The following is a 22,142-nucleotide window of genomic DNA, read 5'->3' on the forward strand; positions in this document are numbered from 1 at the left end:
ATAGCCTTATCCCTATCCTCAATCGCATCAACCTCGAGGTGAGAGAGGAAAGAATCAGACGACGAGACAATCTGATTAAGGTAAAACTGTCGCGCATCAGAAGGGTCAGTCGACGGGTCCCAAATCTCGGTAATGATGCGCTCAATATCCACCCAGCCACCATTGTCCCGGGCAGAATCACCATAAGCATGCACCAGACCGCGGTAGAGCGAATCGTGGTCAGCTAAGTCAGTATCCGACGGGGCTTCACGATGGTCCACAAGAATCGTGCTGCGCTTCAACCGGCCCTGATTCTCTAACTCCACCGCCTGAAACGTCTTCTCCGCCACCGAGCCAGAGCCAGGACGGAAAGCATTCGGCGTCTCAATCGAATGCCCACCAACCTTACCAAGGTTACGACGCAAAGTATCCGCCAACGCTACGCCACCATTAGACTTCGTCCACGCCTCCGTCTGGTCCAGCGCCGCCCACACCGGCCGGCCACCTTCCTTCGATAGAGCACCAGAGGTGATGAACTCAATGCGGCCGCGGGGCAGTGCGATAAACGTCTCCATAGGGTCAATGTCGTAGTTATCTATGACCGGCCCATCGCGCAGCATCTCCAACAGCGGCCCATACGCGTTCTTTGACTGGTCCTCATTCACGGCGGCAAACTGTACGCGAGGAGTAACAAACTCCGACCACGGCACACCGACCGGCTGCCCCGCGGCATCCCACCCGCCGAAGCACACCGGCCCTAGAGCTTCGAGAGCACCAATTGCACCCATCAGTGGCGACTTACCGGAGCCTTTAGGGCGGGAGAAAATGCCACGTGTGTATAGGCGCTGCCCGGTCTCTGGGTCGAGTCGGTAGTAGTGGATGAGGAAGTTTGCTTGGTCAGGGGTGAGGATAAGCGGCTGGTATTCGGCGCAGTCTGGCTGGGCAAGGTTTTCTTCTATCCACGCCAGGCATTCCCAGCCGAGCGAGGGGAATTCTCCGGGCTCTCGGGGCTTGAATGGCATAGGGTTAGTCCACCGCCTTCAGGCTACGGTAGCGGCCGCGTACGTCTGCTGCAGCGCGGGAGGCGCGGCGCTTGTCTTCAGCTTCGTCTGCGGTTGCCATGGTGATGCGGTGGCGGGCAAGACTGTCAGGCGTAATGCCGTATTGGGCGAGCTGTAGGCGACGTTCTGGGCCTACTTTAGTGTCTCCGCGGTTGTAGGCATCGTCAAGAATCATGGTGCGTGCTAAATCGAGCCACTGAGTTTCTTGGAGGCCTTGAGTCTTCAATGGCGGGAATTCAGACAAGGTGTCCCAGAAGCGGAGAGTTTGGTTTGTCCAGGGCTCGTCTGTGGCCGGGTTGGTAGGACCGTAGATGTCGGTGAGTTTAGGCTGCGGTACGAAAGTGACAACGATTTCTCGTTGTTCGATGTTTTGTTGGTTCCTTCTCGCACGTGATTTTGGATTCTTCGGTGCGGGACCGCGTCCTGCCATTACTTCCCCCAAATTATTCGGCTATTTTTAGATGTCTAGTTCTATTATAGTGTGCTATACTTCTTGGTGGCAGCTGCCGTTCGGGGGAGATGACTCCGGGTCGATTTTCGGCTCGGAGCCATTTTTATGTCTTGGGGAAGTTACTGGTGGAAGCGGTTTTGACGTATTGTTTTGGGGGCAAAAACGGCCATGCAATTCCACGACATGCGGGACAGTAAACGACTGTAAACCACCGTATTCCACGGTATAGGCCAAAACGAAAAAACCCCCTCCCACCAGCATATTCGCCGGTAGAAGGGGGTTTCTCAAAAGTGCCCCCAGCAGGATTCGAACCCGCGACACATGGGGTAGAAACCCACTGCTCTAATCCACTGAGCTATGGGGGCTTATGACCCACTCATAGTAGCCCACGACGGCGGGGAAACCTAAGCCAGGGTGCGCTGCGGGGCGCGCAGGATGTCTACCAAGTCTTGGGCGGCAGCGGTCAGCTCGCGATCCGTGCGGTAGGCCACGATGGCGTAGTAGTGCGGCAGCTCATCGGAAATTGGGCGGTTGATAATGCCCTGTGGCTGCACAGCAGGTGCGCAATTGGGCACGATACTTACGCCTAGGCCGCTGGAGACCATGGGAATGGCGCTATTGAGGCTGGCTACCTCCTGGGTCCTTTCTGGCTTGAGGCCAGGGCGGCTATTCCACAGGTCGCTATAGAATTCTGCTAGCTCAGGAAGCTCGCGGCTGCGCGGCGGAATGAGCCAGGTTTCGCCGCGCAGGTCCGCGAGCGAGACGGGAGACTCAAGCCCTGCAAGGCGTTGGGGTAGGGCGACGGAGTAATCAAACGTGGCCACCTGGTGGATGGTGAGCTCGTGGGCGTAGCGGCGGAGGAAGGCTTTCGGGTCGGATGTCGGCAAAAGCGCTAGGTCTACCTGGCCATCCAGCAGGCGTTTGATGGCGGTGGCCGGCGCGGCGTCGTCCAGCGAGATAGTGGCAGTGGGGTAAATCCGCTTCAGTTCGGCCAGGGCGGAAGGGGTAAATTCCCAGTTCAAAATGGGGGCGGAGGCGAGGGAAACGGTGCTGGCCTTGTCGCCGGTGATTTCGCTGATATGGCGCTGGGTTTCGTTCAGTAAAGCGTCAACCTTGACGGCCGTTTCATAGACATAATCGCCGGCCTCCGTGGTGGAGACGCCGGAGCGCCCGCGCGAAAGGAGCTGGGCATTAAGTTCCTTTTCTAGCTTTCGTATGGAAAGGCTCAGGGACGGCTGGGTCATGTCGAGGGACTCGGCAGCGTGCGTGAAAGAGCCATTGTCTACAACGGCGCGAAAATAAAGAAGTTGACGGGTGTCCATAAGCTCCATCATGGCACATGTAAAGACAAAATGTGTGTTAGGTGGGGAACTAGGTTGCGCTATACAATGCGCACTATGGCAAATGAGCAGGTTAACAGTGTAAATAAGGCGGGGAAGAAACCTCGTTCTTCCTGGGGAATTTATGTCGCAGCGATGCTTATTGCTGGCTTGATCGCTGGTTTCATTTCCCTGTTCCTCCTCGCCGATTCCCTAGCGGCCCTGGGAATTCCAGACCCCGGCCGCATTACCACCTTTGGCCTGCCGCTCTTTCGCGGCTTGGCTTGGATACTCATGGCTTTGTCCATCGGCTCGTTCCTCGCCTCGTCGTTCCTCATTGCTCCGCGTGGAGACCACGCTGCGCTTATCGACGCCCCCTTGTCCGTCGACGGCCACATCGCCGCGCGCACAGGTACCTGGGCTTCCTTTGGTGTGGCGGCCGTGGGGCTAGTGGAAATTCCGCTCATTATGTCCGATCTCACCGGAGCGCCATTTTTTCAGGTATTTGAACCTTCCACTATGAAGATGGCGTTGACGGAAATTTCTACCACCATTGTGTGGGGAATCTCCGTACTCATCGCCCTTGTCGTGGGCGTTCTTGGCCTGTGCGGTCGCGGCTGGTCGATGCAGCCGGTGCTGCTTTTCTTGTCCATCTTGCAGGTTGTGCCCATCGGCATGGAAGGCCATTCCGCGGCTGGTGGTGACCACGACTATGGCACCAATTCGCTCTTGTGGCACTTGGTCTTTGTCATGCTGTGGGTAGGCGGGCTCATGGCGCTAATCGCCCATGGTCGGCGCCTTGGCCCCAATCTCGCCTTTGCGGTAAAGCGTTACTCTGGCATTGCCTTCATGGCCATTGTGGTGCTGGCAGTATCGGGCTTGATCAACACCCTCATCCGCATGAATATCTCCGATTTGGTGGATTCTGCCTACGGCATCATCTTGATCACTAAGTTCGTACTCACGATTTTGCTGGGAATCTTCGGCCTTGCTCACCGCGAGCTCACCATCCCGCAGCTGGGCAAGGATCCGCGCCTTTTTATCCGTATCGCCATTGTGGAAGTAGCGGTTATGGCCGGCACCATTGGCGTGGCCATTACGCTGGGGCGCACCGTGCCCCCAGCGCCGCGCGATCCGAACCTCAACTCGATGCAGATTTTGATGGGCTATGAGCTCTTTGAAAAGCCCACGGTGCTCAATGTGTGGACCATGTTCCGCTTTGACATCATGTTCGGCACCATTGGCCTGCTCTTGGCCGCGGCGTATGGCTACTGCGTCTACCGCGTGCATAAGCGTGGCCTGACGTGGAATAAGGGACGTACTGCATGGTTTATGAGCGGCGCGTTGGGTATGACCCTCGTGATGTCTACCGGCCTGGGACTTTATATGCCAGCGATGTACTCGATGCACATGTTGGTACATATGATTTTGTCGATGGCGGTACCGCTTCTGCTCGTCCTTGGTGCGCCACTGACCCTGCTTATGGAGGCCTTTGAGCCTGGGCCAAAGGGTCAGCCGAGCCTGCATGACTATGCGCTGGCGGCCACCCAATCTAAGGTCGTCGCGTTTATTACCAATCCGTTTGTCAATCTCGTGCAGTACCTATTTTTCCTGTACGTGTTGTATTTGTTCCCGAGCCTGTATCAATTTGCCATCTCGGAACACGCAGGCCACCTCATTATGAACTTTGCGTTCATCGTTTCTGGCTGCTTCTACTTTTGGGAAATCATCGGGCCGGACCCGCTTCCCAATCGTCGATCTACCCCATTCCGCTTGGCCGTGCTATTCCTTTCCATGCCGTTCCACCTTTTTGCTGGTGTATATCTCATGCAGCTGCAAAGCGTGCTGGGTGCCGACTTCTATCAGTATTTGGACCTGCCGTGGGATCAGGATCTGCTCCAAGATCAACGCGTGGGCGGCGGCATTGCGTGGGGCTTTGGCCAGTTCCCGCTGGTCATCGTCTTTGGCAAGCTCTTCCTGGATTGGCTGGGCGATGACCGTGCTACCGCCCGCCGCCATGATATGCAGGCGGATGCGGACGATGATGCCGAATTGGAACGCTATAACGCGATGCTGCAGGATATGGGACACGGCGATGAATCGAGCTTCCGCGGGCGCTAGCCTGTGGATAACCGTTTAAAAATCTCCCCAAACTCTGTCCTTCGTTGACGGATACAACAAGTTATTCACAGGGTTGGGGTCGCCGGCATGGTGTGGCTTGTGCGCGGGCATCAGGATGTGCAAACGAGCGAGGAAAACCACACTCGCCAACCCAACTATCCAGCAAAGGATTTTCTAGCACCATGTCCCAATACCCAATTACCTTGACCGGTCGCCTTACTCGCGACCCAATCTTGACCAAAACCTCCACTGGGGCCTATAAAGCCAAGCTGCGCGTCGCCTCCTCGCGCCGGATTCCGGACCGCCAAGCCGATGCCGGTATGGACAATACGGAAGGGCACAACACCAAGGCGCCGCAGTGGCGTGACGTGGATCATCTTTATATCGACGTCGAGATGTGGAATCAATTCGCCATCAACGTGCGCAAATCCCTGGCAAAAGGCATGCCTCTAGTCATCGTGGGGTCTCTCGTTACCGAACAATGGCGTGATGACCAGGGTGCCGATCATTTCCGCACGTATATTAAGGCGCAGTACGTGGGCCTGGACTTGAACCGTCACGTTATCGGTACAAAGCGCCTCGTCCCGCAGTACAACCAGGAAAATATCGCGGTCCCAGAGCTGGGGGACAATGCTATCGAACCAGACGTGGACCACAGCCTGCCGTCGCAGCAGGCGGGGCAGGGAGACACCGCTGCCGATACCGCAGCGGACCGCTACCTTGCCGAACGGGCCGCAGCTGCACGCGGTGGGGAAGAAGATGCCTTCGACGCCGAAGTGGAAGAGGAGGCTGCCGAGGCAGAATCCGCCCCAGTGAACGCTTAAGCGTTTCCTCCCTGGCTTGATCGCCTCGGGCGTACCTGACCCGAGGCACTCGAGCGGTGGTTCTGATGTAGTGTTTGTGTAGATAAATACGTCTCCCAAATTTTTGCAAAGGGGTAAAAGTGGGCGAATTCATCTACACGATGAAAAACGTGCGCAAGGCAATTGGCGATAAGGTCATCCTTGACGATGTAACAATGGCGTTCTACCCAGGTGCCAAGATTGGTGTGGTCGGCCCCAATGGTGCCGGTAAGTCCTCCATTTTGAAGATTATGGCCGGCTTGGACCAGCCTTCCAATGGCGAGGCCTTCCTAGATCCAGGCGCCACCGTGGGTATCCTGCAGCAGGAGCCGCCGCTCAACGACGAGAAGACCGTGCGCGGCAACGTCGAAGAGGGCTTGGGCGAAATCTTTGAAAAGAAGCAGCGCTTCGAGCAGATCGCCGAAGAGATGGCCACCAACTACAGCGATGAGCTCATGGAAGAAATGGGCAAGCTGCAAGAAGAGCTCGATGCCGCCGATGCATGGGAGGTTGACTCCAAGATCGAGCAGGCAATGGAAGCTTTGCGCTGCCCGCCTTCCGATGCCCCGGTGACCAACCTTTCTGGTGGTGAGCGCCGTCGCGTAGCGCTGGCTAAGCTCCTGCTTACCGAGCCGGACTTGTTGTTGCTCGATGAGCCTACGAACCACTTGGACGCCGAGTCTGTGCAGTGGCTGGAAAAGCACTTGGCTGATTATCCGGGCGCTGTCTTGGCCGTGACCCACGACCGCTACTTCCTCGACCACGTCGCGGGCTGGATTTGTGAGGTTGACCGCGGCAAGCTCTACCCATACGAGGGTAACTACTCCACCTACCTGGATAAGAAGCAGGAGCGTCTGGAGGTTGCCGGCAAGAAGGACGCGAAGCTGCGCAAGCGCTTGAAGGACGAGCTGGAGTGGGTACGCTCCGGTGCGAAGGCTCGCCAGGCCAAGAACAAGGCCCGTCTGGAGCGCTACGAGGAGATGGCTGCAGAAGCCGAGAAGTACAAGAAGCTCGACTTCGAAGAGATCCAGATTCCTACCCCGCCGCGCTTGGGTAATAAGGTCGTGGAGGTCAAGGATCTGCAGAAGGGCTTTGATGGCCGCACCTTGATTAAGGACCTCTCTTTCACCTTGCCGCGCAACGGCATCGTGGGCGTTATCGGCCCGAACGGCGTGGGTAAGACCACCCTGTTTAAGACCATCGTTGGCCTGGAGCAGCCGGACGCCGGTTCCGTCGAGGTGGGCGATACCGTCAAGCTGTCCTACGTGGACCAAAACCGTGAGAATATTGACCCCGAGGCAACCGTCTGGGAGGTCGTCTCCGGTGGCCTGGATTATATTCACGTGGGCCAAAACGAGATGCCTTCGCGTGCCTACCTATCGGCCTTCGGCTTCAAGGGCCCGGATCAGCAAAAGCCGTCCAAGGTGCTCTCCGGTGGTGAGCGCAACCGTTTGAACTTGGCGCTGACCCTGAAAGAGGGCGGTAACCTGATCCTCCTTGACGAGCCGACCAACGACTTGGATGTGGAAACCCTCGGCTCGCTGGAAAACGCGCTCGAGAAGTTCCCGGGCTGTGCCGTGGTCATTTCCCACGACCGCTGGTTCTTGGACCGCACCTGTACCCACATCTTGGCCTGGGAAGGCAATGTGGAAGAAGGTCAGTGGTTCTGGTTTGAGGGTAACTTCGGCGATTATGAGAAGAATAAGGTCGACCGCCTTGGTGAAGAGGCAGCCCGTCCTTCTCGCGTGACCCACCGCAAGCTGACCCGTTAAGTAGCTGAAGCCTTTACTGAGGAGAATGATGGCAACCCCAAGTGTGCACACGTATCGTATTCAAACCCGCTGGTCGGATTTTGATATGTACGGCCACATGATGAATGCAAACTACATCGAGCTCGCCCAGGAAGCGCGCTTGGCCTTTGCGAAGGAACATATCTATTCCAAAGGCCTTGACTTCATTGCGTTCGTGCGCCACCTCGATGTGGACTTCCTTCGCCCGATGGAGTTTAAGGACACCACTACGGTGGAGGTAGAAACTACCATTTCGCAGATTGGTACCACCTCGTTTACCACCACCCAGCAGGTCAAGGATGACCAGGGTGAAGTCGCGGCAACCGTGGAGTGCGTGCAGGTAGTCATTGATCGTCAGCAGCAGACTCCTCGTCCGCTGACGGAACAGGAAAAGGATATTCTGCAAAATACCGCGGCTAATTAACCGCGGAACAGAGCGAAGATGAGAAAGGCAGGGCCCGAAGGCATGGTCACCGAAACCCTAGAAATTGGAAGCGGTGGACCTGGCCTTCGAGCCCTTGTCACGCGCGCGGTTGGCTTGGATTCGGGTGCTTCGGTGCGGCTACGCCAGCTGACTGATGACGTCGTCGATGTCTTTGTCACCACACCTTTCGAGGTGGTTGCCTCCCGCCGCGTGCAGGGCGTCGTTTCCCGCGACGGGGCAGTGGTTTCTGCGGCTACCCTGGCCGAGCTGCTCAAGGAGCAAGAATCGAGCGGAACGCTAGATTTGGGACCTGCCCGCGATGCGTCGTGGCCGGGAGCGCTTCCGCCGGCCACTGGCTACAGCGTGGTCGATACCTTGCCGGTTACCGTGGTGCGCGAGCTCTCCGATAAGGGTCAACAACTGACCCGGCAATTTTCTGGCCCCATGGGCCCGCCATCCAGCTTGCTGAATCAGACCGTTGTCACGGTCGAGGGGGAAGGTGCCACGGTGGAAATCCCTATGCGCATGATTTTTGCCTGCACCAATTTGGGTTTGATCCCTGGTTTTTCCGCACCGATGGATGTGCCGAGGCACCTGCGGGTGGCTCAGCTAGGCAGGTGGGTGCGCCTCGACGCCCCCTTTGGCAGCATCTACCGTTCCACCCGCTTGTCGCTGTTCTAACTTCGCTCGCGAAAAACCGGCCTGCCACGTAGCGGTTCTGTTCAACAGAATCGGCGCGCACGCGCCCTGCTTTGGAGATTTTGTCCGAAAAGCGGTCCGTCTTAGGGGGAGGGGGACTCTGGCCAAGTGGGGTCATTACTCTTTTGAACTGCACATTTACAAGATGGCTTGCTGCGTTGCTACCCCCCGCTTTGTGAATTCATGAACATAGTGCCGCACGCAAACGTGTCCTGCGTTACCCTTACGTGGTCGATGTAATTTACTCCACCCGCAAGGAGATTGTGTAATGCGTATTGTCGTGCCTAAAGAAATCATGAATAACGAGAATCGCGTGGCTCTTACCCCGGGCGGCGCGCAGACCCTCGTTCACGACGGCCATGAGGTCCTCATTGAGACCGGTGCTGGTGAAGGCGCATCCTTCCCGGATTCCGAGTACGAGGCCGCCGGTGCCAGCATCGTTGGCACCGCGGAGGATACTTGGGCACAGGCGGAACTGCTGCTGAAGGTCAAGGAGCCGCTCGAGTCTGAGTACCAGTACCTGCGTCCGGACCTTACCGTCTTTACCTACCTGCACCTTGCCGCGGACCGCCCTTTGACTGAGGCGCTTGTTGACGCCAATACCACGGCCATTGCATATGAGACGGTTACTGACCGCCACGGTACCTTGCCACTTCTTACCCCGATGTCCCAGGTGGCAGGCCGCCTTGCCGCAATCGAGGGCACCCACCACCTGCTGTCCACGCAGGGCGGCCGCGGTCTGCTGGTTTCTGGTGTTCCAGGTACCCAGCCAGCACGCGTCGTCGTGATCGGCGGTGGCCAGGTTGGTGCGTCCGCCGTTGCCATGGCCCACGGTCTGCGTGCCGAGGTCACCGTACTGGACCTTGATCCGCACGTTTTGCAGCGCTTCGATGACCAGTACGCCGGCAGCGTGCGCACCTTGATTTCGGATCCGGCCACCATCGATAAGGAACTGCAGGAAGCTGACCTCGTCATTGGCGCGGTACTCATCCCAGGCGCCGCTGCACCAAAGCTGGTGCGTGAGGAGACCGTAAAGAAGATGAAGAAGGGTGCCGTCCTCGTGGACGTCGCCATCGACCAGGGTGGTTGCTTCGAGAACTCCAAGAAGACCTCCCACGATGACCCAACCTTCCAGGTCCATGACACCTTGTTCTACTGCGTGGCGAATATGCCGGGTGCGGTGGCCAATACCTCCACCCGTGCCTTGTCCTCCGCAACTCTGCCCTACATTCGCGCGGTGGCCAATGACAGCCTGGATGCCGCCATCAAGCGCTTCCCGGGCCTAGAGGGTGGCGTAATGACTCGTGGTGGCCGTTTGGTCTCCGAGCCTGTACGTAAGGCCTTTGACTGGGAAGACTAAGCATCAGGTCCCCATAGTGTGGGCTAGATAAACCACAAGCCCGGTTCCTCGCTAAATAGCGGGAGCCGGGCTTTGTCTCTTGGGTGGGGCAAGACGGTGCGATTATGGTGCCTTGTTGATCATCATGGCGGCCACGCGCTGCATATGATCCCAGATCATTTCGCGGTAGGCCGGTGGGATGGTTTCCTCGTCGATTTCCGCGAGGGAGTTACCCATTAGCTCTAGCCACCGGTCATGCGCGGTTATATCGATGGGGTAGGGGGCGTGGCGCATGCGAAGGCGCGGATGGCCGCGGTTTTCAGAGAAGAGCTGCGGGCCACCCCAATACTGCGCCAAGAACCAAGTGAGGCGCTGCTCGGCGCCTTCCCAGTCATTATCGGGGTACATCGGACCGATGACATTGTCCTCTTTGACCTGGGAATAAAAGCCGTGGACGAGGCGCTGAAAGGTCTCCATGCCGCCAATAGCCTCATAAACAGAATCCATTTACTCTTCTTCTTCCTTGCGGGGATCGGGAATGCCGATGCCGTGCGGGTAGGGGGTAGTAATGCCTTTAGTGTGCATGACATTGAGCACGCGGGATTGCAAGAAACGCTGGACGTCCCACTGCTTGCCCGGCAGGGTCTTTGTAGACACGCGGAAGGAAACATAATCCGGTTCGAAACCGGACATGCCATCCACACGAGGCGTGCTGAGGATGAGCTTGCGTACCTTATCGTCCTGCGCGGCTTCCTTCACTGCGTCCTCGATGACCTCGCCGGCGAGCTCTGGGTCATTAGAAAGGCCCACAGGAATCTGGATGCGGGCAACGGAGTACTCATCGGAGTGGTTAGCTACCTGGAGGATTTCGCCATTGCGCACGTACCACAGAGCACCGTCGATATCGCGGACCGTGGTGATGCGTAAGGAGATGGACTCGACATCGCCAAAGACGCCGTTGCCAAGGTCAACCACGTCGCCAATGCCGTATTGATCCTCAATGAGCATGAAGATGCCGGAAAGGAAATCCTTCACCAGTGCCTGGGCGCCAAAACCAAGGGCGACGCCAATAACACCGGCGGAGGCGATAAGCGGTGCCACGTTAACGTCTAGCTCATCCAAGATGGCAATAACGGCCCATACCCACACGAAGATAGCGGCGGCGGAACGGGCCACTCCGGCTAGCGTCTTAATGCGGGAGGCGCGCCGGGTTTCGCGGGTATGGCGCATGGCCTCTTCTTGCTGGGTCGGTTCGGGGCGGTTGGCTCGACCCTTGAATTTTCCGCGGAAACGCTGCTTATCCAGCCCGGAAGATTTGATGCTGTTTTCGGCCACCTTGTTGATAATGCGGTGGAGGAGCCAGTGGGCAATGACGGCCAGGATAAGGATAACGGCGATGCGAATCGGGCGCTCGATAAGCCAGCTTTGCACCTTCTCGTCATTCCAAAAACTAGAGACGGACTCGACGGCCGAGTCCTTGGTGGAAGCGGCTGAGGCTAAGAATTGCGTATTCATCATTCTTTCTTAGTCGTGGACAATGGGAACCGCGCCCATTGTAAAGGCCGAGCCTGAAAACGCGATGAGTGGTGGGTGGCTAGGTGGGTGAAAATAAATACCTATCTTTCCTTAGCAAGTGAACAGCTTGGTCTAGACTGTGTTGCTATGACAGAACGCAGCACGCAGAACCTCGCTCAAGGCTTTACGTCCCGTTCCATCCATGGCGGCTACCACCCAGACCCGCACATGGGCTCTATCAATGTGCCGATCTATGCGTCAACCACGTTTGCGCAAGATGGCTTAGCGCAGCTGCGCGGCGGGTTCGAATACGGACGCGTGGCAAACCCCACCGTGCGCTCGCTCGAACGCACTCTAGCGGCGCTAGAGGGCGCTGAGTATGCCCGCGTGTTCTCTTCCGGCATGGCCGCCGCCGATACGCTGATTCGGATCTTGGTGCGCCCAGGGGATCACGTCATTTTGGGTAATGATGCCTATGGTGGTTCCTACCGGCTACTGAATGATTTCACTGAGTGGGGCGTGGAGATGTCCATCGTTAATACCAGCGATACCGCCGCAGTAGCCGCGGCGGTCCAGGACAATACCAGGCTCATCTGGTTGGAAACGCCCACCAATCCGGCGTTGAATATCACCGATATCGCCGCGGTGGCCAAGATTAAGGGCAACGCGCAGGTCCTAGTGGACAATACTTTTGCTACGCCTTACCTGCAGAACCCATTGGAGCTCGGCGCGGACCATGTGTTGCACTCGACCACCAAGTACCTGGGTGGGCATTCCGATGTACTGGGCGGTGCGGTGGTTACTAATGATGCCCACGTGGACGAGCGCCTGCTCTACTTCCAAGGCAATGTGGGTGCGGTGAGCTCGCCTTTCGACGCCTACCTTACGGCTCGCGGAATCAAGACTCTTTCGGTGCGGATGGATCGCCACTGCGCCAATGCGCAAAAGGTGGCAGAGTTCCTGCAGGGCCGCCCCGAGGTAAAGCAGGTGCTGTACCCAGGGCTGAAAGAGCACCCAGGGCATAAGTTGGCAGCACAGCAGATGCGCGGATTTGGCGGCATGATGTCCGTGCGCTTTCATAGCGCGGAGCATGCCAAGCAGATCTGCCTCAATACGCGGCTTATCTGTCTAGCGGAATCGCTGGGTGGGGTGGAATCGCTCATCGAGCACCCGAAGAATATGACGCACGTATCCGCGGAAGGATCCGAGCTGGTGCCGCCAGATGATATGGTGCGCATCTCAATCGGAATCGAAGATATCGATGACCTGCTCGCGGACTTGAAGCAGGCCCTCGACGCGCTATAGGCCGCGGGACCGGGGCCAGGACCGGGACCGAGCCCTTAGCGCGGTGGTGGCTTAGGAGCGCACCACGGCGAGGAGGGAACCGGCGGTTTTATCGGTTTCCTGCAACATGAGTGGGTCGGTTCCCGGCATCGGAGAAATAGTGGTATCCGGCCACTGGGAATAGGTGGGGATGCCCACAATGTGCAGGCGCGCATCCAGCTCGCCGTTCGGGTGAACGGTGCGGCGGGTCGTCCCATCGGTTTCCGGCGAACCGGTGGGTTGTCCGTGATCGGGGAAGGGGCGAACGCGGCCGGAATCTACCAGGCAGCGGGTCATGGAATCGCCGGCGGTGCGGATATCGGGGCGGTGCATAAAGGCGTCGACAAGCGTGGGTGCAGAAGCCGAGCGTGGGCCGGAGGTTAGGGTGAAGTGATCTGCCTCGATGGCCAGGGTGGGGTGATCGCCTAGGAAGTGGGCCAAGCCGGCGTCAACAAGCGCGAGCAGCTGGCGCACGCGGAAGAGTGGCGGGCCGGAACCTATCATCTGGCCAAAGGACATTACTTGGGCATAGCGGCCGGTGCGGGACTCGCGGGTATAGCGGCCCTCCGCGCCAAGGATGGAGGCGGGCTTGCGCGATTGCGATAGCGACCATAGCGCGGCCTTGATGGGGGAGTCGTGGCCGGCGGCGGCTTCCCGGATATCGCTTTCCATGGACTGGGCAATATGCTCGGTGAGCTCATCTATGTCCCCGGTAAACCCGGCAATTTGGTACATGAGATCGTTCATGTCCCACGGCTCGGTAACCATGGGTGCAATAGCCGCGCCTAGCTCATCCGGGGCGGTGGCATCGATGACCTCGAGAATGTCAGCGCGCGGGCGCAGCAAGGAATCCGGGCGCACGCGCTCCAAAGTGGTGATATAGGCCTCGTAGCTATCGCGGGCGATAGCGGGCCAAACCTGGGCGTCAAAGTCGATGTCATGGGTGCCGTTGAGCTCCGCAATGACATTCTTCAGACGGCGGCGTGGCATGGTAGGCGGCAGCTCACCGTATTCGGACTTGGGGTGGTAGGGATAGCCGCGGCCGGAGGAAATGATGAAGTTGGGCTCGTCGCCGCAGGGCTCATAGCGCAGGCCGGAACGTGTGGAAGAATCCTCCACGAAGGTGCCGCCGCGCTCGATGGTGGTCAGCGCCATGATGTCATAAAAGCCCATGCCCAGCCCGCGTACCAGCACGTCTTCACCGCCGGGGATGGCGGCGTAGTCCTGCTCCACTGGGCTATCGGGAGCGATCCAGTTCAGGCCGGAAGCCGCCAGCTGCTTTTCCTGCTCGTTGTACTCCGGAACCATCCAGCCATAGGCCAGCACGGTGGCATCGGTGCGCACCTCGGAGCCATCGGCCAAGCGGAGCACGTCTACGTGGCCATCCTCGCTGAGGGTTTCCAAACGGCTGAAGTGGTTCACGGTGGAAATGCTCTTAGGTAGGCGAGCAATGACCACGTCATAGACCCAGCGCAGGTACTCGCCATACAGCGCGCGCGAGGGGTTGGATTCGGGGCGGGTAGCGGCAAGTTCTTCGCGGTAGTCCTGCGCAATATGTGCGGCCGGAGGATGCTGCTCAAAAAGCTCACGCTTGGCGGCGGAGACATTTTCGCCATCGCCGCGCAGGAGCTGAATCCACTCGTATTGGATGGGCCCCTCGAGCACGGGGGCGTCCACAGTGGAGCCGGGCTCGGTGAAAAGGGTGACGGCGCCGGCGCGAGTATTCATGCATAGGGTCTTGGTTTGATCCGTTTCCCAAATGCGGCCGGCACCATGCTGGGCATCATCGATGAGGTGGACGGTTATGGGGTCGCTGGAATCGTCCATGCGGGCGGAGAGGCGTTCCAGGATGGAAATGCCGCGGGGGCCCATGCCGACGATTGCGATTGCTGGAGTAGACATACTACCTATCGTGCCACATCCAGACCCTTCCACGAGCATCGGACCCGGCGGTGGTATTTAAGTAGACTAATCAGTCTATCCAAAAGTTTCTTTCCCCTCGTTATGGCAGGTAATAGGGTAGACCGTCCAGTCTTGTAATTGTGGGTATGGATATGCTCTAATGGGCGAGTACTACTTAAGAATTAAAGGAACTCGAGCTTTTATGAAGCAACTTTCTCGGCTCCTGAGACCAGTGGCCGCGGTCTTGGCCAGCGGTGCGCTAGCTCTCTCGCTAACCTCCTGCGCCTCTACTTCCCACGCCGCGGAAGATGGCATGGTCACCTACGTCGAGCCCAATATGTTCAATAACCTCTATCCCCCCTCCGGCGGCTATTACCCCAACGGTGGCGTGCTCAATAACATCACGGACCGCCTGCTGTGGCAGGACCCGGATACCCTCGAGCTGCACCCGTGGATTGCGGAGGAGATGCCTAAGGCGAACAAGGACAATACCGAGTTCACCTTTAGGATTCGCAAGGGCGTGACCTACTCTGATGGCTCCCGCCTGGATGCCGCGAACGTGAAGAAGAACTATGACCTCTACGCTTTAGGCGATGAGGACCGCATGCTCACCCCTTCGGAGCAGTTGCCCAACTATGAAAAATCCGAGGTTATTGATGATTACACGGTGAAGTTCTACTTCAGTGAGCCCTCCCCAGGCTTTCCTCAGTCCACCTCCGTGATGAACCAGGGCCTGCTTTCTAATGCCACGCTGGATTTAGATGACACCGGCTTCGCGCCGGGCAATGCCACCGCTATTTCTGGTTCGGGCCCCTTCGTCATCGAGGAAGAAGAGCTGGGAACCAAGCTGGTGCTCAAAAAGCGGGAGGACTATGACTGGGCACCGCCGGCCCGCAAGGACCACCAAGGGCCGGCCGATATTGAGGGCATCAATATTGTTCTCGCAGCCGAGGATTCCGTGCGCGTGGGATCGCTCGTGGCGGGGCAGTCCGATATTGCTCGCCAGATCGAAGCCCCCGATGAGAAGCACCTCAAGGATCAAAACCTGGAGATTTTCGCCGCGCCCACCCGTGGCGTAAACAATAGCTTCCACTTCCACTTCCGCCACCCACTCTTGGCGGATAAACGCGTGCGTCAGGCCATTATTCACGCCATCGACCGCGATAATATTCTGAACACCCTCTTTTCTGACTCCTATCCCAAAGGCACATCGATCCTGGCCAAGACGGCTATTGGCTATAAGGATCAAGCAGCGAATTATGCCTTCGATCCAGAGGAATCTAAGCGCTTGCTCGATGCAGCCGGTTGGCGCGAAGGAGAAGATGGCATCCGCGAGAAAGACGGCAAGCGCCTGTCCGTGACCTTCAATGAGGCAGTCCCGCAGCCGCGCTCTAAGGAGATGTTCACCAAGGCCCAAGAGATGCTCAAGAACGTCGGCATCGAGGCCAACCTCAACCCGGGCGACCGCTCCGCGCAGCAGAAGGCCATGAAGGACCAAGACACCGTGCAGGTACGCCACACCATGACCGGCCGTGCCAATGTGGATACCTTGGCCACGTGGCTAGATGGCACGGGCCGCAATTCTTTCCTCAACTATGACGAAAAGACCGATAGCTTCGGCGATAAGAAGCTGCAGAAATTGGTGGACGAGTACTTCGACCTCAGCAGCGAAAAGGACCGCCTGGCAATGACCGGCCGCATGCAGGACTACCTCTCTGAACAGGCCTATATCCTGCCCATGTTCGAAGAGCCGCAGGTATATGGTTTCCAGCCTTATATCGAGGGCTTTAGCACCGAGGCTATCGGCCGTCCATCGTTTTATGCGGTAGACATCAACACCGCAGAAGGGGAGGACTAATCCATGAGCCTGAAATCTATCGCCCTACGCATCGGCCAAGCCATGCTGGTTATCTGGGCAACCTTCACCCTTTCTTTCATTCTTCTGGCGGCGCTGCCCGGTGACGCCGTCGCGACCCGCTATGACAACCCGACCCTAGGGCTCAACGCCGAGCAGTTGGCCGCTATTCGCGAGGTTTATGGTGCCGATGAACCGCTCTTAAGCCGCTACGTCAGTGCGCTCGGTGGATTCCTCACCGGTGATTTCGGCTTTTCCGTCGCCACCGGCACTGCGGTATCGGAGATGTTGGCGGACGCCCTTCCTTCCACGCTGGCGCTGGCCGTCCTCGCCTTTCTCGTAGGCGTAGTCTTGGCCTTCGCGGTGGCCATCGCCTCCACCTTTGGTCCATTTTCCTGGCTGCGTAGCTTCTTCCGCAGCCTGCCTTCTGTGATGGTTTCCCTGCCCACCTTCTGGATCGGCATCATTTTGATCCAGATATTTTCCTTTGGCTTGGGATGGGTGCCAGTTATCGGCGCGAGCGACGCCCAAAGCCTTATCCTGCCGGTGATTACCTTGGCCATCTTCGTGGCCGCACCGCTGGCACAGGTGCTCCTGCGCTCCATCGATGAGGTAATGGATATGTCCTTCGTGCAGGTAGTGCGTGCCAAGGGTGCTAGCGGTGCCTGGTTGCTGTGGCGCAATGTTTTGCGCAATGCGTTGCTGCCGGCGCTGACCATGGCCGGCCTTACCTTTGGTGAGCTCGTTGGCGGCTCCGTGGTGACGGAAGCGGTCTTTGCCCGCCACGGCATTGGCGCGCTGACCGCGGATGCGGTGGCCAACCGCGATACCTCCGTATTGCTCGCCATCGTGGTGCTGGCCGCGGCCGTCTTTGTTCTTATCAATCTCATCGTGGACCTGCTCTACCCAGTGCTTGACGTGCGCCTGCGCGAGGGCAACCACGATAGCGCGCACAGCAACACCACCGCCACCGCTGATAATCCTGCAAAGAACGAGAAGAAGGTCCAAGCATGAAGCTTAAATCCACACGCCTGAAGCTCACCCCGGGCACCATCATCTCGCTTATTGTGCTGGGCCTGGCGGTGCTCTGCGCACTGTTCCCCCAACTATTTACCTCCCAGGATCCTAACCAGGGCGGTGACACCACAGCGCTGCTGCAGCCCAGTTTCCAACACTGGTTCGGCACCGATGCCGTGGGCCGTGATCTCTATACCCGCGTGGTCTATGGCGCGCGCCAATCCCTACTCGGCGCGCTATTGGCGGTACTTTTCGGCCTGATCGTTGGCACCGTCTTGGGCATTATCGCCGGAGTGCGCCGCGGCTGGGTAGATGCCGTCATCATGCGCATCGTGGATGTGCTGTTGTCTATTCCTGGCCTCTTGCTTTCCCTGTCCGTCATCATCGTGCTCGGACACGGCATCTTTAATGCTGCCATCGCCGTGGGCATTACCTCCGTGGCAACCTTTGCGCGCCTCGCGCGCTCCCAGGTGCTCAGTGTGGCAGGCTCCGATTTCGTCGAGGCCGCCTACGGCTCCGGCGGCTCTGCCTTCCAGGTGCTCGTGCGCCATATTCTTCCCAATTCACTCACCGCAGTCTTCGCCGTAGCCGCCTTGCAATTCGGCCTGGCCATTTTGCAGCTAGCCACCCTTGGCTTCCTTGGTTACGGCGCTCCGCCCCCAACACCGGAATGGGGCCTGCTCATTTCTGAATCACGCGACTATATTGCCACCGCCGGCTGGCTGACCATCGCCCCCGGCATCGTTATCGTCGCCGTGGTTCTTGCGGCCAACTACCTCAGCCAGACACTGCGAAAGGCGGCCTAATGTCCCTGCTTAGCATTAGTGATTTATCCATTACGTACCGCACCGCCCACGGCGAGATGGAAGCGGTCAGCGGCATTGAGCTAGAAGTGAACCCCGGGGAAATGACCGCCATCGTGGGCGAGTCAGGCTCCGGCAAGTCCACCTCCGCCATGGCCGCCATTGGCCTGCTGCCAGACAATGCCTCGATTGTCTCCGGCACCATTACTTTCGACGGCCACGATGTCACCCATTTCTCCCAAAAGCAGTGGCGCACCCTGCGTGGCCGCCGCATCGGGTTGATTCCGCAGGATCCCAATAACTCGCTCAATCCGCTCAAGACCATCGGAGCCTCGGTGGAAGAGGGCATGGCCATCCACCGGCAGGACGATAAGGAGTCCCGGAAGAAGCGTGCTCTGGAGTTGCTGGAGCGCGTGGGCATTGATGATCCACAGCGCCGTTATCATCAGTACCCGCATGAGCTTTCCGGCGGCATGAAGCAACGCGTGCTCATCGCTGCCGCTGTGGCACTGGAGCCAGAGCTCATCATCGCCGATGAGCCTACTTCCGCGCTGGATGTCACCGTGCAGAAAATCATCCTGGATCTCCTTGATGAAATGCGCGAAGAGCTCACCATGGGCATCCTTTTTATTACCCATGATCTGGCCGTGGCGGGTGACCGCGCCAATAATATTGTGGTGATGGAAAAGGGCGCCGTCCGCGAGTCGGGCGTAGCCGCCCGTGTCCTCACCGATCCCCAGCATGCCTACTCCAAGCGCCTGCTTGCCGACGCCCCCTCGCTCACCGCCCCTACTTCCTCCCAGACCGCATCTCCGGTGCGGAATAGTACGCCCGCCCAGCAGGAGACGTTGCTCGAAGTCGAGGGGCTCACCCAGCGCTTCGGGGATTTCACCGCGGTAGATGACATCAACTTTTCCGTAGCCCGTGGCACTACCCATGCCTTGGTGGGGGAGTCCGGTTCCGGAAAGACAACTACCGGCCGTGCCATATCTCTGTTGAGCACGCCTACCTCGGGAAGTATTCGCTTGGCGGGGGAAGATATCAGCACCGCCCGCGGTAAGCGCCGCCGGGAGCTGCGCCGCTCTATCCAGATGGTCTACCAAAATCCCTTTGGCTCGCTCGATCCACGATTGAGTATCGGCGATACCATCGCTGAGCCGGTGCGCAACTTTACCGGGGCCTCGAAACGCGATGCCCGCGCGAAAGCACAAAAGTTTCTTGATTTGGTGGCCTTGGACTCTTCCATGGCAGCCCGCCGTCCCCGTGAGCTCTCCGGCGGCCAGCGCCAGCGCGTGGCTATCGCCCGTGCCATGATCATTGAACCCGATCTTGTGGTGCTCGATGAGGCCGTTTCTGCGCTCGACGTCACCGTACAGGCACAGATCCTGCGCCTGCTCGATGAGCTGCAGCGCGAGTTGGAGCTTACCTATATCTTCATCTCTCACGACCTCGCGGTAGTCAACCAGATTTCCGATACCGTCTCCGTGCTCTCCCACGGCACACAAGTGGAATCCGGGCCCACGGCGCAGGTTTTTGCACACCCAGAAACCGAATACACCCGTCAGCTAATTGACGCCATCCCAGGCTCCCGCTACCGCGCTGGAGACCTAAACTTGGGGCTATAAACCGAGCCCTAGAAAGGTTGGACTGAGAATATGACCGACATTATTAACGAGCTCTCCCACGCCTCCGCCGAGGTGCAGCAACTGCGCCGCGCCCGCCAAGAGGCGCAGGACAATGCGCAGCTGAGCTTTAACGCTTTGCTTGAGCCTGCAGAGCCAGGTGAATTCACCTATGCAGAGCGCTATGCCGTCGCAGCTTTTAGCGCTGCGGTCTACCAGGCGGGGGAGGCAGCAGATTTCTACTTCGACCTGCTGGGGGATGAGGCCGATGTGGACCTTGTTGCCGCCGTGCGCGCCGCAAGCCAGCGTGGTGTGTCTACCGGCCCCTACTACCAGGGTGACTTCCTTATTTTTGGCGAAACTGCTGCGGAGGCAGCGCTCGGAAAGCGCCTAGCCGCTGCCTTTGACTGGGCGCACCTTTTGGCCTTCCACCCCAAGGACGCCTCCCCGCAGGCCATCGGTCACCTCGACGCCGCCGGGTGGTCGGCTACCGATATTGTCAGCCTGTCTCAGCTTGTGGCATTTTTGGCTTTCCAGCTGCGCGTGGTCCACGGTCTGCGGGTGCTCTCTGGCGAGGAGGGCGCCGCACGCCCCGCGGCCGAGCGTGCAGCCGGGGTAGCTGACCCAAGCTGGCAGGTTACCGCGAATACCCTGCAACCCGATACCGTGCTGCCGGACCACTTTGTCAACCACTCCCTGGGCTGGAAGCCTTGGGTAGAGGCACTGGCGAAAGAGGATTTCACCGCAGCGCATACCGACGCCCTCATCAAACCAGAGCGCATTGATTCCGAGTACTTCCGGTTGCTCGCCCGCGATCCCGCGGCTTTGAAGGCGCGTACGCTAACTGACTTGGACATCTTCTATAACACCGAAGGCGGCCTCTCCCGTGCAGACCGCGAGCTCGCTGCCACTGTGGCCTCGCGGTACAACGGTTGCGAGTACTGCGCTTCCGTGCACCAGGCACGGTGCGTCCAGGAAGGCGGCGACCGTGACAGCGTAGACCGCCTTTTGGACACAGGCATCGACGCCGACCTGGGTTCTAAAGAGTGGGACCTTATCCGTCGCGCAGCTGTGGCGTTGACCGAAACTCCCTTCGCCTTCGATGCGCAGCTATGCACCGACCTTCGCAACGCCGGTTTCGATGATCAGTCCATTCTGGACCTCATCTACGCATCGTCCTTCTTTAACTGGGCCAATCGCTTGATGCTTACCTTGGGGCAGCCGGATGTGCCCAAGCGCTTTCGACAATAGGTGGTGATTGGGTTGGTGCGGCAACCTCAGCGGAGGATCCCTATGATGGAGCGGCATGACTGATACTAAGAATCTCACCGCACCAGCACACTCAGAGGCCGCAGCCCCGCGCAAGGTGGCCGTCGTCACCGGCGCCACCGGTGGCATGGGCCGCGAAATCATCGCCGACTTGGCTGGTGACTACCACGTGTACGCACTGGGACGGAGCGCGGCGGACCTGCCTAAATCGGAATCCATCACGCCGATCGCCATCGACCTAGTAGCCGGCCTCGATGAAGGCATGGCGCTGCCGGAGCTGGATCGCGTAGATGTGCTCGTGCACGCCGCCGCACGGGCTACCAAGTACTCCGTGGAGGAAGCCACTCCAGAAAATTGGCGCGCGCACATGGACCTCAACGTGCACGCCCCCGCAGAGGTGACCCGTGTTTTGCTGCCGCAGCTGCGTAAAGTCGAAGGCACAGTGGTCTTTATTAACTCTGGTGCTGGCCGCCACAGCTATGGCGATAACGTCGTCTACGCGGCCACGAAGCACGCGTTGTATGCGCTGGCCGACGGGTTGCGTATCTCCGAGCCGGGAATCCGCGTTTCCACCGTAGCGCCCGGGCCTACCGATACTCCGATGCTGCAGGGCCTGCAGGACTATGATCCCTCCCAGGTCATTGCACCGGTTGAGGTGGCGCGTGCCATTCGTACCGTAGTAGAGGCTGGGCCCACCACGCAGTTGACGGAAATCCAAGTCAGGCCGCGAATCGAATTATCTCTGCGCAAGTAGTAAATCAAGTGTTATTAAGGTCATCATGCAGTGATGGGGGGGTTGGTTTCGGCCCGC

Annotated in this window: 18 protein-coding genes, 1 tRNA gene and 1 pseudogene; 13 read left to right on the forward strand and 7 right to left on the reverse strand. The window is 58.7% G+C overall.

The features are described from left to right. The 4 genes and pseudogenes from QP990_RS06035 to QP990_RS06050 all read right to left on the reverse strand — a co-directional run. Positions 1 to 1,001: pseudogene (locus QP990_RS06035) on the reverse strand (hypothetical protein); the annotation flags it as partial. Positions 1,002 to 1,005: 4 nt separating this feature from the next. Then, on the reverse strand, positions 1,006 to 1,470 hold the full coding sequence (locus tag QP990_RS06040) for a hypothetical protein (protein ID WP_284798710.1): 465 nt from the start codon (positions 1,468 to 1,470) through the stop codon (positions 1,006 to 1,008). Positions 1,471 to 1,782: 312 nt separating this feature from the next. Beyond that, positions 1,783 to 1,856 (reverse strand) — tRNA-Arg (locus QP990_RS06045). Between the two features lie 39 nt (positions 1,857 to 1,895). Beyond that, positions 1,896 to 2,813, reverse strand: a complete 918-nt coding sequence (locus QP990_RS06050; protein ID WP_023020890.1) for a LysR family transcriptional regulator — start codon at positions 2,811 to 2,813, stop codon at positions 1,896 to 1,898. Positions 2,814 to 2,879: 66 nt separating this feature from the next. Between QP990_RS06050 and QP990_RS06055 the strand changes: the two genes are divergently transcribed. From QP990_RS06055 to ald, 6 genes are all read left to right on the forward strand, one after another. Continuing rightward, on the forward strand, positions 2,880 to 4,931 hold the full coding sequence (locus QP990_RS06055) for a cytochrome c oxidase assembly protein (protein WP_284798711.1): 2,052 nt from the start codon (positions 2,880 to 2,882) through the stop codon (positions 4,929 to 4,931). A gap of 182 nt (positions 4,932 to 5,113) precedes the next feature. Continuing rightward, on the forward strand, positions 5,114 to 5,755 hold the full coding sequence (locus QP990_RS06060) for a single-stranded DNA-binding protein (protein ID WP_023020892.1): 642 nt from the start codon (positions 5,114 to 5,116) through the stop codon (positions 5,753 to 5,755). A gap of 119 nt (positions 5,756 to 5,874) precedes the next feature. Further along, a complete protein-coding gene (gene ettA, locus QP990_RS06065) occupies positions 5,875 to 7,545 on the forward strand; it encodes an energy-dependent translational throttle protein EttA (RefSeq protein ID WP_023020893.1) in 1,671 nt (556 codons plus the stop codon). Between the two features lie 25 nt (positions 7,546 to 7,570). Further along, on the forward strand, positions 7,571 to 7,987 hold the full coding sequence (locus QP990_RS06070; RefSeq protein WP_034660154.1) for a thioesterase family protein: 417 nt from the start codon (positions 7,571 to 7,573) through the stop codon (positions 7,985 to 7,987). Between the two features lie 42 nt (positions 7,988 to 8,029). Continuing rightward, on the forward strand, positions 8,030 to 8,668 hold the full coding sequence (locus QP990_RS06075) for a hypothetical protein (RefSeq protein WP_200289015.1): 639 nt from the start codon (positions 8,030 to 8,032) through the stop codon (positions 8,666 to 8,668). Between the two features lie 286 nt (positions 8,669 to 8,954). After that, entirely contained in the window at positions 8,955 to 10,046 is a 1,092-nt protein-coding gene (gene ald / locus QP990_RS06080; protein ID WP_200288711.1) for an alanine dehydrogenase, read from the forward strand. Positions 10,047 to 10,148: 102 nt separating this feature from the next. Here the strand turns inward: ald and QP990_RS06085 are convergent, their stop codons facing one another. Together QP990_RS06085 and QP990_RS06090 are read right to left on the reverse strand one after the other, a co-directional pair. After that, a complete protein-coding gene (locus QP990_RS06085) occupies positions 10,149 to 10,532 on the reverse strand; it encodes a globin (protein ID WP_248099439.1) in 384 nt (127 codons plus the stop codon). Next, entirely contained in the window at positions 10,533 to 11,543 is a 1,011-nt protein-coding gene (locus tag QP990_RS06090; protein ID WP_200288713.1) for a mechanosensitive ion channel family protein, read from the reverse strand. 144 nt (positions 11,544 to 11,687) lie between these two features. Here QP990_RS06090 and QP990_RS06095 point away from each other — a divergent pair, with 144 nt between their 5' ends. After that, a complete protein-coding gene (locus QP990_RS06095) occupies positions 11,688 to 12,845 on the forward strand; it encodes a cystathionine gamma-synthase (RefSeq protein WP_284798712.1) in 1,158 nt (385 codons plus the stop codon). 51 nt (positions 12,846 to 12,896) lie between these two features. On the opposite strand, the gene QP990_RS06100 is transcribed toward QP990_RS06095, so the two are convergent. Then, the gene (locus tag QP990_RS06100; protein ID WP_284798713.1) at positions 12,897 to 14,765 is read right to left on the reverse strand and encodes an FAD/NAD(P)-binding protein; all 1,869 of its coding nucleotides are present in this window, start codon (positions 14,763 to 14,765) and stop codon (positions 12,897 to 12,899) included. A gap of 202 nt (positions 14,766 to 14,967) precedes the next feature. On the opposite strand from QP990_RS06100, the gene QP990_RS06105 reads away from it, so the two are divergent. Genes QP990_RS06105 through QP990_RS06130 form a run of 6 tightly spaced genes read left to right on the forward strand, consistent with a single transcriptional unit; the run spans position 14,968 to position 22,085 of the window. Further along, positions 14,968 to 16,623: a TIGR04028 family ABC transporter substrate-binding protein gene (locus tag QP990_RS06105; protein WP_284798714.1), complete on the forward strand. Its 1,656-nt coding sequence runs from the start codon at positions 14,968 to 14,970 to the stop codon at positions 16,621 to 16,623. A gap of 3 nt (positions 16,624 to 16,626) precedes the next feature. Next, a complete protein-coding gene (locus QP990_RS06110; protein ID WP_284798715.1) occupies positions 16,627 to 17,634 on the forward strand; it encodes an ABC transporter permease in 1,008 nt (335 codons plus the stop codon). After that, the gene (locus QP990_RS06115) at positions 17,631 to 18,443 is read left to right on the forward strand and encodes an ABC transporter permease (protein WP_200288718.1); all 813 of its coding nucleotides are present in this window, start codon (positions 17,631 to 17,633) and stop codon (positions 18,441 to 18,443) included. The genes QP990_RS06110 and QP990_RS06115 overlap by 4 nt, the downstream gene beginning before the upstream one ends. Continuing rightward, positions 18,443 to 20,065 carry an ABC transporter ATP-binding protein gene (locus tag QP990_RS06120; RefSeq protein ID WP_023020904.1) on the forward strand — a complete coding sequence of 541 codons (1,623 nt, stop codon included), beginning with the start codon at positions 18,443 to 18,445 and terminating at the stop codon, positions 20,063 to 20,065. The genes QP990_RS06115 and QP990_RS06120 overlap by 1 nt, the downstream gene beginning before the upstream one ends. A gap of 30 nt (positions 20,066 to 20,095) precedes the next feature. Further along, positions 20,096 to 21,313, forward strand: a complete 1,218-nt coding sequence (locus QP990_RS06125; protein WP_200288719.1) for an alkylhydroperoxidase domain protein — start codon at positions 20,096 to 20,098, stop codon at positions 21,311 to 21,313. 55 nt (positions 21,314 to 21,368) lie between these two features. Further along, positions 21,369 to 22,085, forward strand: coding sequence for an SDR family oxidoreductase (locus tag QP990_RS06130; protein WP_200288720.1), 717 nt, complete (start codon positions 21,369 to 21,371; stop codon positions 22,083 to 22,085). The last annotated feature ends 57 nt before the right edge of the window (positions 22,086 to 22,142 follow it).

The sequence above is a fragment of the Corynebacterium sp. MSK071 genome, assembly GCF_030232125.1.
GTDB classification, from domain to species: Bacteria; Actinomycetota; Actinomycetes; order Mycobacteriales; family Mycobacteriaceae; genus Corynebacterium; species Corynebacterium kefirresidentii.